The organism is Serratia sp. Z4 (assembly GCF_009900725.1).
In the GTDB taxonomy this organism is placed as follows: Bacteria; Pseudomonadota; Gammaproteobacteria; order Enterobacterales; family Enterobacteriaceae; genus Serratia; species Serratia nematodiphila.
Window position 1 is genome coordinate 1492846 of record NZ_JAAABD010000001.1, and the last position, 17593, is coordinate 1510438.

General features: G+C 61.9%; 16 protein-coding genes. 5 read left to right on the top strand and 11 right to left on the bottom strand.

Annotated features, from left to right (window positions below; all coding sequences use genetic code 11):
- Positions 1-62: 62 nt before the first annotated feature.
- Positions 63-779: an ABC transporter permease gene (locus GT753_RS07430; protein ID WP_004938551.1), complete on the bottom strand. Its 717-nt coding sequence runs from the start codon at positions 777-779 to the stop codon at positions 63-65.
- A 509-nt stretch (positions 780-1288) separates the two neighbouring features.
- Here GT753_RS07430 and GT753_RS07435 point away from each other — a divergent pair.
- Entirely contained in the window at positions 1289-2776 is a 1488-nt protein-coding gene (locus GT753_RS07435; protein WP_160125441.1) for an MDR family MFS transporter, read from the top strand.
- A 50-nt stretch (positions 2777-2826) separates the two neighbouring features.
- Here GT753_RS07435 and GT753_RS07440 read toward each other — a convergent pair whose 3' ends face one another.
- Both GT753_RS07440 and GT753_RS07445 read right to left on the bottom strand, forming a co-directional pair.
- Positions 2827-3126 (bottom strand): DUF1161 domain-containing protein, encoded by a 300-nt coding sequence (locus GT753_RS07440; RefSeq protein ID WP_160125442.1) that lies wholly within the window; start codon positions 3124-3126, stop codon positions 2827-2829.
- Between the two features lie 89 nt (positions 3127-3215).
- Positions 3216-3584, bottom strand: a complete 369-nt coding sequence (locus GT753_RS07445; protein WP_160125443.1) for a DUF1283 family protein — start codon at positions 3582-3584, stop codon at positions 3216-3218.
- Between the two features lie 148 nt (positions 3585-3732).
- On the opposite strand from GT753_RS07445, the gene GT753_RS07450 reads away from it, so the two are divergent.
- Complete coding sequence (locus GT753_RS07450; protein WP_004938563.1) at positions 3733-4059, top strand: YnfA family protein; 327 nt, start codon at positions 3733-3735, stop codon at positions 4057-4059.
- A gap of 36 nt (positions 4060-4095) precedes the next feature.
- Here GT753_RS07450 and ydfG read toward each other — a convergent pair whose 3' ends face one another.
- From ydfG to fecI, 5 genes are all read right to left on the bottom strand, one after another.
- Positions 4096-4845, bottom strand: a complete 750-nt coding sequence (gene ydfG / locus GT753_RS07455; protein ID WP_016927858.1) for a bifunctional NADP-dependent 3-hydroxy acid dehydrogenase/3-hydroxypropionate dehydrogenase YdfG — start codon at positions 4843-4845, stop codon at positions 4096-4098.
- 125 nt (positions 4846-4970) lie between these two features.
- Entirely contained in the window at positions 4971-5492 is a 522-nt protein-coding gene (locus GT753_RS07460) for a GNAT family N-acetyltransferase (protein ID WP_004938571.1), read from the bottom strand.
- Positions 5493-5692: 200 nt separating this feature from the next.
- Positions 5693-8044, bottom strand: coding sequence for a TonB-dependent Fe(3+) dicitrate receptor FecA (gene fecA / locus GT753_RS07465; protein WP_160125444.1), 2352 nt, complete (start codon positions 8042-8044; stop codon positions 5693-5695).
- Between the two features lie 113 nt (positions 8045-8157).
- Positions 8158-9114, bottom strand: coding sequence for a ferric citrate uptake sigma factor regulator FecR (fecR, locus tag GT753_RS07470; protein WP_160125445.1), 957 nt, complete (start codon positions 9112-9114; stop codon positions 8158-8160).
- On the bottom strand, positions 9111-9635 hold the full coding sequence (gene fecI, locus GT753_RS07475; RefSeq protein ID WP_015377788.1) for a ferric citrate uptake sigma factor FecI: 525 nt from the start codon (positions 9633-9635) through the stop codon (positions 9111-9113). Before fecI ends, fecR begins: the two co-directional genes overlap by 4 nt.
- A gap of 426 nt (positions 9636-10061) precedes the next feature.
- Here fecI and guaD point away from each other — a divergent pair, with 426 nt between their 5' ends.
- The 3 genes from guaD to dcp all read left to right on the top strand — a co-directional run bounded on the left by guaD (position 10062) and on the right by dcp (position 14666).
- A complete protein-coding gene (gene guaD / locus GT753_RS07480) occupies positions 10062-11378 on the top strand; it encodes a guanine deaminase (protein ID WP_160125446.1) in 1317 nt (438 codons plus the stop codon).
- Between the two features lie 191 nt (positions 11379-11569).
- Positions 11570-12298, top strand: a complete 729-nt coding sequence (locus GT753_RS07485; protein WP_015377790.1) for a hypothetical protein — start codon at positions 11570-11572, stop codon at positions 12296-12298.
- 166 nt (positions 12299-12464) lie between these two features.
- The gene (dcp, locus tag GT753_RS07490; RefSeq protein WP_160125447.1) at positions 12465-14666 is read left to right on the top strand and encodes a peptidyl-dipeptidase Dcp; all 2202 of its coding nucleotides are present in this window, start codon (positions 12465-12467) and stop codon (positions 14664-14666) included.
- 71 nt (positions 14667-14737) lie between these two features.
- Here the strand turns inward: dcp and GT753_RS07495 are convergent, their stop codons facing one another.
- The 3 genes from GT753_RS07495 to GT753_RS07505 all read right to left on the bottom strand — a co-directional run bounded on the left by GT753_RS07495 (position 14738) and on the right by GT753_RS07505 (position 17582).
- Entirely contained in the window at positions 14738-16048 is a 1311-nt protein-coding gene (locus GT753_RS07495) for an MFS transporter (RefSeq protein WP_004938595.1), read from the bottom strand.
- A 142-nt stretch (positions 16049-16190) separates the two neighbouring features.
- Complete coding sequence (locus GT753_RS07500) at positions 16191-16820, bottom strand: N-carbamoylsarcosine amidohydrolase (RefSeq protein ID WP_015377792.1); 630 nt, start codon at positions 16818-16820, stop codon at positions 16191-16193.
- A 9-nt stretch (positions 16821-16829) separates the two neighbouring features.
- Positions 16830-17582: an Asp/Glu racemase gene (locus tag GT753_RS07505; RefSeq protein ID WP_099982618.1), complete on the bottom strand. Its 753-nt coding sequence runs from the start codon at positions 17580-17582 to the stop codon at positions 16830-16832.
- Positions 17583-17593 lie beyond the last annotated feature (11 nt).

A 17593-nucleotide genomic window follows, 5' to 3' on the forward strand; every position in this document is an offset into this window, starting at 1 on the left:
GCAAGGAGAACAGCAGCGCGTGGCGGAGTCGTTGTAACCATCGAGTCATCGCGTTTCTCCCATCAGGATGCGGTGTGCGGGCTGAGCCGGCGGCCGAGACCGGCCAGCGCCAGATCGAGCAGCAGGGCGATCAGCGCGGTGGCGGCGGCGCCGAGGATCAGCGTCGGGAAGTCGTTCAGGTAGATGCCGGGGAAGATCAGCTCGCCATAGCTGCTGGCGCCGATCAAAAACGCCAGCGGCGCGGTGCCGACGTTAATCGCCATCGCGATGCGCACCCCGGCGAAGATCACCGGCAGGGCATTGGGCAGTTCGACCTGGCGCAGCCGCTGCCCGGCGGTCATGCCAATACCGTTGGCGGCCTCGACCAGCGCCGGCGGCACCGAACGCAGGCCGGCATAGGTATTGCGCACGATAGGCAGCAGCGAGGCGAGGAACAACGCCACCACCGCCGGCCGGTCGCCGATGCCGATGATCACCATCGCCAATGCCAACACCGCCAGCGGCGGCAGGGTGTTGCCGACGTTAAAGATCTGCATCACGTGCTCCGCCCAGCGGCGGGCGAAAGGGCGGCTCAGCAGGATACCGCTGGGAATGCCGACCAGCAGCGACAGCAGCATCGAACACACCACCAGGAACATGTGCTGCTGACCGAGGTAAATCAAATCTTCCCGGCGCGACTTGAGGGTTTCCCAACCGATGCCGTAAACCAGCAGCGCGATGACGGCGATAAACAGCAGGCTCCCGAGGAGCAGGCGCCGGTATGGCGCTGACTTGTGCATGATGTTGCGTCCTCCGTTGCGCGGAGCGGCCGACGAGACGGCGCATTCCGCTCTGATTGTTACCCACGGCCCGGCGGGCGTGGCGGTACAAAACGGGCGTTTCGCATGAGGTTAGCGACATTGAGCGAAGGGTGCGTTCGGCACAGCGTGCTGAACGTAGGCTCAATACGTGAGTTAATCAGCATAAGATACTGATATTTAAACCCGAGAAAGCACGAAGCCCAAAGGCGCCGGCTAGGGAAGGTATAGCACCCTGTCGTTGACCGTGCCAAGTTTTATGAACAAAATCAGCTGATTGAGTTTGCCCGTATTGGCGCCGCAGCCCGCGTCAGCGCTGGGATGCGGGTAAAGTGAAAAAAATCCACGGCAAAACGTTACGCCGTAACAGTTAGTCCAAATGGTGCGATTCGCCGCCGGCAAAGGCAGGATGTGAGGGCGGATAGACTTGGCGCTGGCGCTTGCTGATATACTCAGGGAAAATAAAAACGCCAGGAAACCTGCATAACGCCATGACAAATAACGTTTCACCCGCACCCATTGCCCACCGCCCGCTGATCCTGATCGCCTGCATGCTGGCGATGTTCATGTCGGCGATCGAAGCCACCATCGTCGCCACCGCCATGCCGACCATCATCGGCGATCTCGGCGGCTTCTCGCTGCTGGGCTGGGTGTTCGCGGTCTATTTGCTGGCGCAGGCGATCACCATTCCCATCTACGGCCGGCTGGCGGATCTCTACGGCCGCAAGCGGGTGTTTTTCTTCGGCGCGACGCTGTTCCTGCTGGGATCGGTGCTGTGCGGCTTCGCCCCCGACATGTATTGGCTGATCGGCTTCCGCTTATTGCAGGGATTGGGCGCCGGCGCCATCATGCCGATCGCGTCCACCATCATCGGCGACATCTACAGCGCCACCGAGCGGCCGAAGGTGATGGGTTACCTGTCGAGCGTGTGGGGCGTATCGGCGATCATCGGCCCGCTGCTGGGCGCGTTTATCGTGCAACACCTGCCGTGGGCGCTGGTGTTCTGGGTCAACCTGCCGATCGGCCTGTTGGCGATGCTCTTCCTCTGGCGCTATCTGCCGGCGCATCAGCAACGGCGGCGGCACGCGCTGGATCTGGCGGGCACCGCCTGGTTGACGCTGTTCGTTTCGGCGCTGCTGCTGGCGCTGTTGCAGATGGAAAGTCTCGGATGGTGGGTGGCGCCGCTGCTGGCGCTGGCGGCGGCGTCGCTGGCGTTGCTGATCCGTCAGGAGCGGCGCGCGGTTGAGCCGCTGTTCCCGCTGGCGCTGTGGCAAAGCCGGGTGATCGTCGCCGGCAACATCGGCGGGCTGGTGATCGGCGCGGCGATGATGGGCATCAGCGCCTTTCTGCCCACCTTCATTCAGGGCGTGATGGGGGGCTCACCGCTGGAGGCGGGCACCACGCTGGCGCTGATGTCGATCGGCTGGCCGCTGGCCAGCACGCTGAGCGGCCGTTTGATGCTGATGACTTCGTATCGCGCCACGGCACTGTTGGGCGCGCTGCTGCTGGTGGCGGGCGGCCTGATCCTGCTGATGCTGCAGCCGAACGGCGGTCTGCTGTGGGGCCGGGTGGCGGCGTTTATGGTCGGCGCCGGCATGGGATTGTGCAACACGACGTTTTTAGTGTCGGTGCAGAACGCCGCGCATTACAGCATTCGCGGCATCGCCACCGCCTGTACGGTGTTTACCCGCATGGTGGGCTCGGCCATCGGCACCGCGATTTTGGGCGCCACGCTGAACCTCAACCTGCAGTGGCGTTTGCCGGAGATTGACGATCCGGTGCAGCGGCTGATGGAGCCGGCGGTGCGGCACAGCATGGGGAACGAAGCGCTGGCGCAGCTTATCCAGCAGGTGGCAGCTTCGCTGCATTGGGTGTTCCTGGTATCGGCGTTGGTGTCGTTGCTGGCGCTGGCGGCGGCGATGTTGATCCCGGCGCGTTGTCGGCCGCAAGGCGAAGAGGAAGAGGCGGAGCAGGCGTAAAGGAAAAGGAAAGGGCGCGGCTGTTGCGCGCCCTGGGTAGCCGATGCGGCTTACTGCGCGTTGGGGGTGTCCTGGCTGGTGCCGGTCTGCGCCGCGTCACCACTATCGTCGCCGTTGTTCAGGCGGGTATAAACGATCTTCTGGGTGTCGTTTTCGCAGTGGCCGACCACCTGGCCGCCCGCTTGATCGGCCTGATCGTTAGGCACGATCTCCAGTTTGAAGCCGGACTCCGGAACGCCGTTATTGACGATTTTTTGCGAAATGTCCGCTTTCACGCTTTCACAGGAGGCCAGAGCCGCCAATGGGGCGCCGGCCAGCAAGACAGCGGTTAATATCAGCGTTTTCTTCATCACGTCATCCTTTTAGACAATGAACTTCCTGTAACAGGATAGCAGCAACGGCGGCCGGGTTTCACGCTTACCCGCCCGCCGCAGGCGGATTAAGGATTAATCCGACGCCCGGTCTGGCGATCCAGACATTTACGGGTGTCCGGTTCCCAGTACGCGTTGACGTTGTTGCTGTCGTTGCAGTGGTCTTCGTCATCCGCCGCGCGATCGGCCTTGTCGAACTCTTTCTCGACGCGAGTGTTGACCTTGTGGCGCAGGGATTTGGTATCATTCCACTGCTCTTTGCTTTGGCGCGCTTCTTCGGTGCTCATCGCGCCGCTGCCTTTGCCATCGACGGTGACGCAGGTACTGCCCTGCGTGCAGGTGGCGGCCAGCGCCGGCGCCTGCCAGGCGCCCATAACGGCCAGCATGGCGACCGGCAGCATCCCGCGCAGCAGTCGTTGGGTCGAAAATGTTTTCATCGTTTCATCCTTATGAGTGAGTGCGCCTGATGATGGCGACACTGGCGTTACCTCGCCCGCAGGCGTGGTGATAAATATACCACTGCGCTCCTGGAATTCACCAGCCAAGCGCCGATTCGTTTACTTTACCGAGAGAAAACTGCGACCGATGTTAAAAACCACGCTGTTGTTTTTCGCCACCGCCCTGGCTGAAATTATCGGCTGTTTCCTGCCTTACCTGTGGCTGAAGAAGCAGGGCAGCGCCTGGCTGCTGCTGCCGGCGGCATTAAGCCTGATGCTGTTTGTCTGGCTGTTGACGCTGCATCCGGCGGCCAGCGGGCGGGTCTATGCGGCCTACGGCGGTGTGTATGTGGCGACTGCGCTGCTGTGGCTGCGGGTGGTTGATGGGGTGAAGCTGTCTGCGCTGGATTGGGTCGGCGCCGGCGTGGCGCTGGCGGGCATGCTGATTATCGTTTCCGGCTGGCGCGCGGCCTGAGGAAACGCGGCGGGAGTTGCCTCCCGCCGTCGCGGCTCAGGCGCCGCGGTGGATGTTCAGCCCGGCGAAGGACTGGCTGACCGGCATCATTTCCAGCGTGTTGATGTTGACGCGCGCCGGCAACGTCGCGACCCAGAACACCGACTCGGCGATGTCTTCCGGCGTCAGCGCATCGGCGCCTTCGTAGGTTTTGTTGACTTTGCCGTCATCGCCCTTGAAGCGCACGTTGGAGAACTCGGTGCCGCCCACCAGGCCCGGTTCGATATCGGTCACGCGAATGCGCGTGCCGTGCAGATCGGCGCGCAGGCCCAGGCTGAACTGTTTGACGAACGCCTTGGTGGCGCCGTACACGTTGCCGCCGGCGTAAGGCCAGTTGGCGGCGGTGGAGCCGATGTTGATCACGTGGCCGACGTTGCGCTCGACCATGGCCGGCAACAGCGCGCGCGTCATGTTCACCAGCCCTTTGGCGTTGGTGTCGATCATGGTTTCCCAGTCATCGGCGTTGGCCTTATGCGCCGGCTCCAGCCCCAGCGCCAGCCCGGCGTTGTTCACCAGCACGTCGATCTGGCGCAGCTCGGCCGGCAGTGCTTCGATCGCCTGTTGAATGGCGGCGCGGTTGCGCACGTCGAGCCGCACGATGTGCAGCGCTTGGCCGAGTTCTTCCTGCAGCTCTTCAAGACGCTCAAGGCGGCGCCCGGCGGCAATCACCTGGTGGCCTTCACGGATAAAACGGCGCGCAATGGCCTCGCCGAAACCGGAGGTGGCGCCGGTAACAAAAATAATCATGTTGCTGTTCCTCAACTGTTTTTACCCTACATGCCTCTATCATTAGCACAAACCCGCAGGCAGTGGCAGGGGTTATCACGGCGGAAAGCAAAAAAGATGACACCGGGCCGGCGGCCCGATGCTGACTAGCGCTGAGGCGGCAGGTGATACACCACGGCGTCATACTTGATGCGCTCGCAACGGCCGGCCAGCACGCCGCCCAGCGACTCGACGAGGCGGCGGCTGGCGGTATTCTGCTCGGCCACCGGGTAGAGAAAGTGCGGCGGCTGAAAGCGCTCGCTGGCCCAGCGCGCGATGCCCTGCACGATTTCGCGGCCGTAGCCCTGGCCATGCAGGCTCTCTTTAACCCAGATGCCCAGCTCCGGGGTGTGGCTGCGCAGATTATGCGCGCCGCCGACCCCGACGAACTGCCGGTCTTCGCGCCGACGGGCGACGAAGATCACTTCTTCACCCTCGCGCATCAACGGCAGCCAGCCTTGCCAGACGTTGGCGAAATCCTCCGGCGACGCCTCCGGCTCAAAGGTCATAAAGCGCGTCAGAGTGGGGGTGATCGCCTGGTAAACATCGTCGGCGTCTGCTGCGGTAAAGGGGGCAATCAACAAACGGTCGGTGTCAACGCGGCACTGAGAAAGGTCATTATGATTCATCTTATTCCCTCGCTTTTCAGGCCAGAATGGCAAAAAAATCCGCGCCCATAAGTTGGGGCGGATCGTCGATATTACGCGCATTGGCGGCAGAAGCGACTTATTTTTCGCCGCTGCGGCGGCGCGGAGGAACGGCTTTATGTGACGGCGTCACGTTGATGAGAAAGACGGCGAGCACGGTTAACCGCGCCCGCCGCTGCGGATCAGAACTTCACCGAACCTTGCAGATAAATCGTGCGCGGCTGGCCGATGTACAGACCCTTGTTGTTGTCGTCATAGGCGCGGGTGAAATACTCGTGGTTGAACAGGTTTTTCACGCCGACGCCCAGATTCAGGCCGGCCATTTCCGGGCCGAAATCATAGGCGGCGCGCACGCCCCACAGCATGTAGCCAGGGATGCGGCCGGTGCTGCCGTCGGCGCTTTCCGCCACGGTGTTGGCGTTGTCGGCGAACTGGCTGGACTGGAACTCGCCGTTAAGGTTAAACGCCCAGTTGCCCGGCGTGTAGTCCAGCCCCAGCGTGCCTTTATGCTTCGGCGAGAACGGCACCTGGTTGCCCTTGTAGCCGCCGTCTTCGCGGATGGTGGCGTTGACGTAGGCGTAGCTGGCGTAGGCGGTCAGGTCGTCCAGTTTCGGTGTCAGCTGCGACAGATCGTAACGCAGGCTGCCTTCCAGCCCGGCGTGGCGGGTTTTGCCGCGCGCGGTCACGCTGTCGGTCACCTGGTTGGAGTCGTACTGGTTGTTGAAGTTGATCAGGAACAGCCCGATCTCGCCGGTCAGCGCATCGCCGGCGTAGCGGGTGCCCAGCTCCCAGGTGCGCGCCTTCTCCGGTTCAATTTTGCCGCTGTCGACCGCTTTGCCCATCTGGCTGTATTGCACGGTGCCGAAGGAGCCTTCGGTGTTGGCGTACAGGTTCCAGTATTCGTTCAGGTGATACATCACGTTCAACGCCGGCAGCGGCGCGTTATAGCTGACGTCGAGGCGGTTGTTCTTGATGTAGTTGTTCTGATACGACTTGATGTACTCGTAACGCATGCCCGGCGTGAGGGTCCAGTCGCCGATGTCGATGCGATCGTCGATATAAAACGCGTGCGCCTCGGTGCCGGACTGGGTGTCGCGATCGTACGGGCTGGCGGTGGACGGCAGCCTGCCGGTGCTGGCTTTGCTGGTGTAGCGCAGTTCGTGGGTGGATTCGCTGACGTAGCGGTAGCCGACGCCGACCTCATGCGCCGAGTCGCCCCAGCGGAAGCTCTGGCTGTAGCGCGGTTCTACGCCGCGCACCCAGTATTCGCGCGGCGACAGCGTCAGGTTCTTGCCCTGATCCAGATAGCCGCTGCGCAGGGTGTAGGTGTAGAAGCTCTGCACGTCGAACTTGTGCTGCTGATCCGGCTGATACTGGTAGCCGAAGTTGGCCAACTGGCGGCGGCCCCAGAACTTGTCGTACGGGCGCGTCGACTGGAACGGGTTGGCGTTGTAGTCGGCCCGGCTCAGGCCGCCCGGCATCTCCGCTTCGCCTTCGTAGTATTGCAGCAGGCTGTTGAAGGTGTGCACCTCGTTCGGCGCGTAACGGCTTTTCAGCATCACGTCGTCGATTTTGGTCGCGCTGTGCTCGCGCCAGTCGCTGCCGCGGGTGCCGGAGTAGAGCAGCGCCGCGCCGAGGCCGTTGTCGGCGGTGCCGCCGATCATCAGGTTACCGGTGCCTTTCGGGTGATCCTGGCGCGAGGTCGGGCTGAGCTGCCCCTGCATGCCGGCCTCCATGCCGAAGGTTTTCGGGATGGCGCGGGTGACGAAGTTGACGACGCCGCCGACGCTCTGCGGCCCGTAGCGCACCGCGCCGCCGCCGCGCACCACGTCAATCGCATCCATATTGCCGAGCGAGACCGGCGCCAGCGACAGCTGCGGCTGGCCGTAAGGGGCGAAGGGCACCGGGATGCCGTCCATCAGCACGGTGGAGCGGCTGGCGAGGCGCGGGTTGAGGCCGCGAATGCCGAAGTTCAGCGCCATATCGTGGCTGCCGGTGCCGTTGTTCTCCGGGGCCACCACGCCCGGCACGCGGTTCAACGCTTCGCGCACGGTGGTGGTGCCGGTTTTGGCGAATTCTTCGCGGCGCACCACGTCGCGCGCGCCGGGATGTTCGAATACGTCGATCTGGCGGCCTTCCGCCAGCCAGTCGCCGACTACCGTGATGTCTTCTTCTTTCTGCGGCTGCGGCAGTTTGGCCAGCGTGTAGCCGTTGTTGCCGAGCGCTCGGGCCTGCAGGCCGCTGCCCGCCAGCAGGGCATTCAGGCCGTCATCGACGCCGTAGCTGCCGTTCAGGCCAGGCGAACTTTTACCGGCGGTCAGCGTGCCGTCCACCGAGAGTGCGATGCCGGCGCGAGCGGCGAAAGCGTTCAGCGCCCCGTCCAGCTCACCGGCCGGAATGTGATAGGTGGCCGCGGCGCTGGCGGCGCTCGCCATCAGCGGTGCGGCGAATGCCAGGCCAATGGCCACGGCCAGCGGTTTGGCCCGTTTTCCCCAAAGCGAAGCCGGAGCGACCTTTCCCCAAGCGTTGTTCATACCTTCTCCTGAATCATTTTTATTTATTGCTGCAGTGTTTTCCTGGGAGTCGGATGAGCAAGGCAAAAGGGACAATCAAAAATGCGATTTTTTATCATTTTCATTTAAAAAATTCAGGCGGGGACGATTTGCAGCCAATAGCGGGTAAAGCTCTGCAGACGTATCGGCAGCGTCTGGCTGAGCAGGGCGAGGGCGCGATCGGTATCGTTGAGCGGGAAACTGCCGCTGACGCGCAGGCCGGCGACGGCCGGATCGCAGCTCAGGTGGCCGCGCCGGTAGCGCGCCAGTTCGGCGATCACCCGGTCCAGCCGCCACTGGCTGACGCTCAGCACGCCGCGCAGCCAGCCGTCCTCCGCCGCAGCCGATTGCTTGTCGCCGAAGGCCGTGGCGCTGAAGCTAATCTGTTCGCCGGCGTTCACCCGGCGCGTTTGCCGCGCGTCCTGCGCCAGCTGCGCTTCAACCGCATGCTCCAGCACCGTCAGGCGCGTCTCGCCAGCGCTCTCACGCACCAAAAAGCGGGTGCCGAGCGCGCGCATCGCCCCCTGCGGGCTTTGCACCCACAGCGGCCGGGGGTCGTGTCCGGTGATCAGGCTGATTTCCCCGGCGTGCAAGCGGATCAGCCGTTGACGATTGTCGTAATGTACGTCCACCGCGCTGGCGGTGTTCAGCACCAGCTGGGTGCCGTCGCTTAACACAATGGGTTTGATCTCGCCGGTGGCGGTGCGGTAGTCGGCGCGTAGCTCCCGGCCGAACGGGGACTGATAAAAGAAGCCGCCGCCGCCCACGCCGAGCAACAGCAGCAGGCTTTTCAGCAGGGTGCGGCGATCGATCGCCGCCTGGCGGCCGGCGCTGTCGAGCGCACGGTAGCTGAACTTGCCCGGCACGCCCTGCAGCTGGCTCTGCAACGCTTCGACGCGCCGCCATGCCCAGCGGTGATCGTCATGCTGCTGGTGCCAGGCTTGCCACTGTTGGCGCTGGCGCTCGGTGACGTGCTCGTCGCACAGCAGCGCATACCAGTGTGCGGCCATTTTCAGCGCCTGGCGCTGCTCGGGGGTGATGGCGTTGCTCATGAATAAACGTCGTTTTCCAGGCTGAACAGCAGGCAATGCTCGGTGGCTTTGGCCATGTATTTTTTAACCGAGCTGACCGACACGCCGAGGCGCGCGGCGATGTCCGCATAGCCCAGGCCTTCGAGCTGCGACAACAGAAAGGCCTGCTTCACCTTGGGCCCGAGGCCGTCGAGCATGGCGTCGATCTGCTGCAGGCTGTCCAGCAGGCTCTGGCGCTGCTCCGGCGACGGGGCATAGCCTTCCGGGATCAGCGCCAGCATCTCCAGATAGGCGCGCTCCAGCGTTCTGCGGCGGAACAGATCGACCATCACCCGTTTGGCGACGGTGACCAAAAAGTCTTTCGGTTCGCGCAGGGTTGCCGCGGCGTCGCTTCTCAGCAGGCGCATAAAGGTGTCCTGCGCCACATCGTCCGCATCGAACGCGCAGCCCAGCCGCCGACGCAACCATCCCTGCAACCAGGCGTGGTGGGTGGCGTAAAGGCGCGACAGCGCGGCGTGCGGGGCAGAGGCGGTGGCGGACATGGTTTTCGCATTGCTGGTCAAAAAGATGCGCGGATGATAATTGAGAATGGTTATCGTTTCAAGTTTGGCCGTTGTCCTTAGGCCGAGATTCAACCCCCAGGCGTGGTGTTGAAATAAGCCGTGCGCCGTGAAGATATTCGCTTGCTCATTCAAGGTGCAGCGACGCGATGTTATTTTGGCAGGCAAACGGTTGCTATTGATCCGCCGTCGAAGACTGAGCGTGGGTCTTATTCTCTTTCGCCGGCCTATGCTTTCAGGTTAATTACCAATCAATTGTTTTTATTTAAAAATATATTTTATCGCCGCCTGTTGGCATGCGGCTTGCTATGCTTAAGCCGGTCTTTACGTTTGGGCAAAAAAGCCTTGTTTCATCGGCGCAGGTTATTTCGCGGGTGAGCTTGGCCGGTCGTCACAAGGAAGAAAATAATGGCACTGCAATTCACCACGGCTATTCGGGGCAATTTTTTTGATATCGCAGCCTGTGTGGAGGCGCCGCAACAGCTCGAGGAACGCCTGCGGCATGTTCCCGACGGTTTGCTGCTGCTGAACGACGGCGTCATCGTCTGGTTCGGCAGCTGGCAGCAGGGCGAGGCGCTGCTGCCGCCGGGCTTCACGGTCACGGAATATCACGACAAGCTGATCGTGCCGGGATTTATCGATACCCACATCCACTACCCGCAAACCGAAATGATTGGCGCCTATGGCGACCAACTGCTGGACTGGTTAAACAATTACACCTTCCCGACCGAAAGCCGTTATGACTGTGAGCAGCACGCCGATGCGATGTCGGCCTTCTTTTTGCAGCAGTTGCTGAGTAACGGCACCACCACCGCGCTGGTGTTCGGCACGGTGCATCCACAGTCGGTCGATGCGCTGTTCAGCCAGGCGGCAGCGCTGAACATGCGCCTGATCGCCGGCAAGGTGATGATGGATCGCCATGCGCCGGAGGCGCTGCTGGAAACGCCGGCGCAGAGTTATCACCAGACGCGTGAGCTGATTGAACGCTGGCACGGCAAAGGCCGCCTCGGTTACGCCATTACGCCGCGCTTTGCGCCCACCAGTACGCCGGCGCTGCTGGCGCAGGTGCAGCGGCTGCGCGAAGAGTATCCCGACGTTTGGCTGCAGACGCACCTGAGCGAGAACCCGCAGGAAGTGGCCTGGGTAAAAGCGCTGTTTCCGCAGCACCGCAGCTATCTGGATGTTTACCACCGTTATGGCATGACCGGCGATAAAAGCGTGTTCGCTCACTGCCTGCACCTGGAGGAGCAGGAGTGGGACTGCCTGTGCGATACCCGCTCGGCGATCGCCTTTTGCCCCACCTCCAACCTGTTTCTCGGCAGCGGGCTGTTTGACCTGCAGCAGGCCTGGCGCAAGCGGGTGAAGCTCGGTATCGGCACCGACGTGGGGGCCGGCACCACCTTCAATATGCTGCGCACGTTAGGCGAGGCGTACAAGGTCGGCCAGCTGCAGCATTACCGGCTCTCCGCCGTAGAAGCGTTCTATCATGCCACCCTGGGCGGCGCCCGCGCGCTGGCGCTGGACGACAAAATCGGCAACTTCAACGTCGGCAAAGAGGCGGATTTCGTGGTGCTCGATCCGGCGGTGACGCCGCTGCAGCAGCTGCGTCACGCCAACAGCGCCACGTTGATGGAGCAAGGGTTTGTGCTGATGACGCTGGGGGACGATCGCAACATTTATCGCACCTATGTGGACGGTAAGGTGGTTTATCAGGCGGCGCGCTGACGCAGCCGCATTCATTCCTGGTATTGAAGCGTCCAACGTCGCTGTCTTTCTCTGGTTATTGTGCGGGAAAAGGCGGGAGAGACGTGAAGTCATTGGTACAGGGTTAACACTGTTGAGCGGATACTATTTATTTATCAGGAATGACACTGCGCGTATTTTTAATTAAACACTATATAAAGGATTTATTGCTCATGCTCGTATCTGACCCCCGTTATCACTTGTTAGCCGTCTGCAGCGCTCAGCATCTGCGCGCTGTAGCTGAAAGGATCTGTGCTCGCGATAAACTAGAACCGCTAGCATTTGATGCTGTTCTTTGGCGGAGTTGTTGGACATCACCACTGCCAACCATATCGCCAGAGTCGTCAAGTGAGTTTTTGCAATCGGTGGGGCATGTTTATCCTCGCGCCACTTATGAGCTAAGGTCTTGGCTCATCTCTGGCGGACGTAAGTTGGATCTGCAAGCTGCCGACAAGCTGATTTATCTTGCTCGCGTGATCGAGAAGGAGTGGAAAGTTGAAGAGCAACCTTCTGTTTGGCGCAAGCACCCCAGCAACAGGCTTAATGGTTATGCATACAATATCGTACAGATTCTTATACATACCAGCGTATCTGAGGACTATCCAAAGGAGAATAATATCTCTCACCGGCATGATTTGCTTACGCATTCACCGAGTAACTCAAGGCTCACGGCTTGGATGGAAAAATATCAACATAGCTCAAAAGATCCCTTTGTTTTCGCACGGCTTGATGTGACACGTATCAGTAATATGAGGGAGTTGTTTCTGTGGCAGATTTCGCTTGAAACCCGTAGCGGATTATATACTTCGGCAACCTTCGAGGCTGCAGTGGGGAAAAGAATCAGGTCATACGATCGTCCGGTGCCCGGTCGGCGCATTCAAGCGTTTATAGGTTATATCTAATCGAGTTAACGCACCGCTATACGCCACAGGGAGCGAATCATCATGGGAGGAATATTCTAATCACTTGTTTTTGCTCAAACTGCCAACTGCGCCTAAGCTAGGTGATGACTCAGAGGGAGCCATTCCCCGAGACCTTATTCCGTGAACATGGAGGAGTTTCGATTTGATGCGTTTATCCACATTGGTGCTGGCGATCGGCATGGCGCTGGGCTCGCAGGCACAGGCAGCAGAAACCCAACCTCACGCCGACCATAGCGCGCTGCCCAGCGGCCAGGCGAAGGAGGCTACCGTGACCGGTGAAGCCAATCAGCACGACAAGCAAAAGACCCAAAACCCGTTCTTCTATCAAAGCCGTCTGCCGTTCCAGGCGCCGCCGTTCAACCTGATCAAGGAGAGCGACTACGCGCCGGCGATCGAAGCGGGCATCAAGCAAAAGCGGGAAGAGGTGGAGAAGATCGCCAACAACCCGGCCAAGCCCAACTTTAAAAATACCTTCGTGGCGCTGGAGCAGGCCGGTTCGCTGCTGACGCGGGTGATGAACGTGTTCGGCGCCATGACCTCGGCCAACACCAGCGACGCGCTGCAGAAGCTGGATGAAGAGACCTCGCCGAAGCTGGCGGCGCTGAACGACGACATCATGCTCAACGGCAAATTGTTCACGCGCATCAAGGCCATTTATCAGGATCGCGATGCGCTGAAGCTGGATCCGGAATCGCGCCGGCTGGTGGAAGTGACCTACAAGAACTTCGAGCTGGCGGGCGCCAACCTGTCGGACGCTGACAAGGCCAAGCTGAAAGCGCTGAACCAGGAAGCGGCGACGCTGAGCACCCAGTTCACCAACAAACTGCTGGCGGCGAGCAAAAACGGCGCGCTGGCGATAACCGACCCGGCGAAGCTGGACGGTCTGTCCGAAGGCGAACTGGCCGCGGCAGCGCAGGCGGCCGCCGAACGCAAGCTGGAGAAACAGTGGCTGCTGGTGCTGCAGAACACCACGCAACAGCCGTTGCTGCAGAGCCTGAAAGATCGCGACACCCGCAAAGCGCTGTTCGACGCCTCCTGGACGCGTGCGGAGAAGGGCGACGGCAACGATACCCGTCAGACCATTTCGCGTCTGGCCAAGGTACGCGCCGAGCAGGCCAAACTGCTGGGCTACCCGAACTACGCCGCCTGGAAGCTGCAGAACCAGATGGCCAAGACGCCGGATGCTGCGCTGAGCTTTATGCGCAACATCGTGCCGGCGGCCACCGCGCGCGCCGAGCGTGAAGCCAAAGACATACAGGCGGTGATCGATCAGCAGAAAGGCGACTTCAAGGTGCAGGCCTGGGACTGGCAGTTCTACGCCGAACAGGTGCGCAAGGCCAAGTACGATCTGGACGAATCGCAGATCAAACCTTACTTCGAGCTGAACAATGTGCTGAACAACGGCGTGTTCTACGCCGCCAACCTGCTGTACGGCATCAGCTTCAAAGAGCGCAAGGACATCCCGGTCTATCAGCCGGACGTCAAGGTGTATGAAGTGTTCGACAAGGACGGTAAATCGCTGGCGCTGTTCTATACCGATTACTTCAAGCGCGACAACAAGGGCGGCGGCGCCTGGATGAGCAACTTCGTCGATCAGTCGAAGCTCAACGGCACCAGGCCGGTGATCTACAACGTCGCCAACTTCACCAAACCGGCGCCGGGGCAGCCGGCGCTGCTGTCGTATGACGACGTGATCACCATGTTCCACGAGTTCGGCCACGCGCTGCACGGCATGTTCGCCGATCAGGAATACCCGAGCCTGTCGGGCACCAACACCGCGCGCGACTTCGTCGAGTTCCCGTCGCAGTTCAACGAGCACTGGGTCAGCGATCCGAAAGTGTTCAGCCACTTCGCCAAGCACTACCAGACCGGCGAGGCGATGCCGCAGGAACTGGTCGACAAGATCAAGAAGGCCGACAAGTTCAACAAGGGCTACAGCATGACCGAGCTGCTGTCCGCCGCGCTGCTGGATATGCACTGGCACATGCTGACCGCCGATCAGCCGCAGCAGGATGTGGACAAGTTCGAGGCCGAGTCGCTGCAAAAAGACAAGGTGGATCTCAGCTATGTGCCGCCGCGCTACCGCTCCAGCTACTTCCAGCATATCTGGGGCAACGGCTACGCCGCGGGCTACTACGCCTATCTGTGGACGGAAATGCTGGCGGACGACGCCTTCCAGTGGTTCACCGAACACGGGGGCCTGACCGCCGAAAACGGCCAGCGCTTCCGCGACATGATCCTGTCGCGCGGCAACAGCCAGGATCTGGAGAAGCTGTACATCGACTGGCGCGGCAAAGAGCCGAGCATCGAGCCGATGCTGATCAACCGCGGGCTGAAGGACGAGTAAGTTCGGCCATTCCCGGTAAGCAAACAAAAGGGCGCGTTATGCGCCCTTCGTCTTTTTGGCTTGGCCGACAGTCAGCGGTTCACCACCTTGGCCGGCAGGGCCACCACCAGCAGCGAGCTGAGCAGCAGGCAGCCGGCGAAGGCCCAGAGCGCGCCGCCGCTCTTGCCGGTCAGATCCAGCGCCAGCCCCATCAGCGAATTGCTCACCAGCCCGGCGATGTTGGCCAGCGAGCAGGCCAGCGCGAAGCCGGTCGCCGCCGCCGTGCCGCGCAGGAAGGTGGCCGGCAGGCTGAAGAACACCGGCACCGCGCCGATGATTGCCGCCTGGGCGATGGAGAACAGCAGCACCGTGGCCAGCGCATTGTGGGTGAAGAAGGTGCTGCCGGCCATCGCCAACGCGCCGACGATAAACGGCACGATGATGTGCCAGCGCCGTTCGCGCAGCCGGTCCGAACTGCTGCCGATCAGCAGCATGCCGAGCAGGGCGGCGACGCTGGGGATCGCCGTCAGGTAGCCGATGGTGGTGATGTCGGTGACGCCGGCGGTTTTGATGAAGGTCGGCATCCAAAAGCCCATGGCGTAGGCGCTGAGCAGAATGGCGAAGTCGATGCCGCCGAGCATCCACACTTTCAGGTTGAAGAAGCCGTCGCGGAAGCTGTGCTTGCCGTGATCGGCCTCGGCGTCGTCACGCGCCAAATCGTCGGCGATGCGCTGCTTTTCCTCGGGCGTCAGCCACTTGGCCTGCTGATAAGTGTTAGGCAACAGCCAGAAGGTCAGCACGCCCAACAGCACGCTGGGAATGCCCTCCAGCAGAAACAGCCACTGCCAGCCGTGCAGCCCGTGGCGCATGTCGAAATGGCCCATGATCCAGCCGGAGAGCGGCCCGCCGATCACGCTGGAGAGCGGCAGGCCGATCATGAACAGCGCGATGATGCGGCCGCGGCGATAGGTCGGGAACCACAGCGTCAGGTAAAAGAGCACGCCGGGCAGGAAACCGGCTTCCGCCACGCCGAGCAGAAAGCGAATGACGTAGAACTGCGTCGGCGTGGTGACGAACATGGTGGCGGTGGACAGCAGCCCCCAGGTGATCATGATGCGGGCGATCCACATCTTGGCGCCGACGCGCTGCAGGATCAGGTTGCTCGGCACCTCGAACAGAATATAGCCGACGAAGAACAGCCCGGCGCCCAGGCCGAAGGCCGCTTCGCTCAGCTGCAGCGCGTCGGCCATCTGCAGCTTGGCCAGCCCGACGTTGATGCGATCGAGGTAGGCCGCCAGATAACACAGGCAAAGAAACGGGATCAGTTTCCAGGTGATTTTGCGGTACAGCAGCAGCGATTCTGCGTCCGCTTTCCCCGCCAGCGGGGTGTCGACAATGGCCATGATGTTGTCTCCAGGTGGTGCGTGTTGGCCTCCGCAGGAGGCGCCTGTTGTGTTTGCGTTGCATGGACGCCGCCCTGTTTCGGGCGGTCGCCTGAGGCGCTGTCTGCGCCTTCGTTATTGTCGTTGCAGGTGAATCGTTGATTCATAACCGGTTCAGATAGTCGAGCGCCTCCCGTTTGTGCACCACGTCGCCGTATTTGCTGTCGATGTCGAACAGGTTGGCTTCGTGCGGGCCGGGGTGACGATCGCCGACGCACTCGCGCACCACCATGGCGCGAAAGCCGTGCTGCACCGCGTCCACCGCGCTGGCGCGGATGCAGCCGCTGGTGGAGCAGCCGATCATCAGCAGCGTGTCGATCCCTTGCGCCACCAGCAGCGGCGCCAGCGCGGTGCCGAAGAAGGCGCTGGCGTATTGCTTGCTCAGCACCACCTCATCGCCCAGCGGCGCCACCGGCGGGCAGAACGCCGCCAGCGGGTTGCCTTCCACCATGTCCTTCATCACCGGCGCTTTCTTGACCCACAGGCCGCCATCGGCAAAATGGCCTGCATGATAGCGGATATGGGTGTGGATCACCGGAATTCCCGTTCGGCGCGCGCAAGCCAGCAGCTCGCGGCTTTCCTCGACTGCGCTTACTACGCCCGGCGCGAACAGCGGCGCGCCTTCGGTGGTGTAGGCCTGCATAAAGTCGATCGCCAGCAGCGCCGGGCGCCGGCCGAAGCCGATGCGCTGGCCCCAGACGCCGCGATAGTTGTCGCTGAGGGTGTCGTTCATTCTGCCTCCTCAATAGGCGCCGGACAGCAGGGCGCCGGCGCCGGGGACGATCGGCTCCAGCTCCAGCGCGGTCAGCATCGCGTAAGTGGTGGCGATGGCGGCGGTGATCACCGGTTTGCCGGTTTGGGCCTCCACCGTCGGGACGGCCGGCAGCGAAGGCATCTGCACGCAGGCGGACAGCACGATAGCATCGACCTCGCGTAAGTCCATCTCGGCGACGATCCCCGGCAGCCTGGTCGGATCGTGCCGGCCGACTTCGAGGTTGTCCGGGATCTCCAGCGCGCGCCATACCTTGACCTCGATGCCTTCGTGCTGGATGTAGTCCACCACCAGCTGGGTCAGCGGTTTCATGTAGGGCGCCACCAGCGCGATGCGTTTGGCGCCGATCACCTTCAGGCCGTTGACCAGCGCGCCGGCGCTGCTGATAACCGGCGCGGCGGCCTGATTGTCTTTCGTCACCTGCGCCAGCCGGGCCTGCGATTCGCGGTGGTAGCCCAGCCCCATCGCCATGATGGCCACCAGGCAGGCGTAGCCGAGCACGTCGACCCGCGCGTCGGACAGCTCCAGCGCACAGCGGTCGGACTCGGCGTCCATCGCCGCCAATTCTTCTTTATTGACGTGTTTCATGCGCATGCGGCTGGAGTGAAAGGTGAAACGCTCCGGGCGTATCAACTGGCGCGCGCCCAGCATCGCCGGGATCTCGGTTTCCATCGTGGTGTTGGAGCTGGGCACGATCTGGCCGATGCGGTAGTGGTTGCTCATGTCGGTGTTCC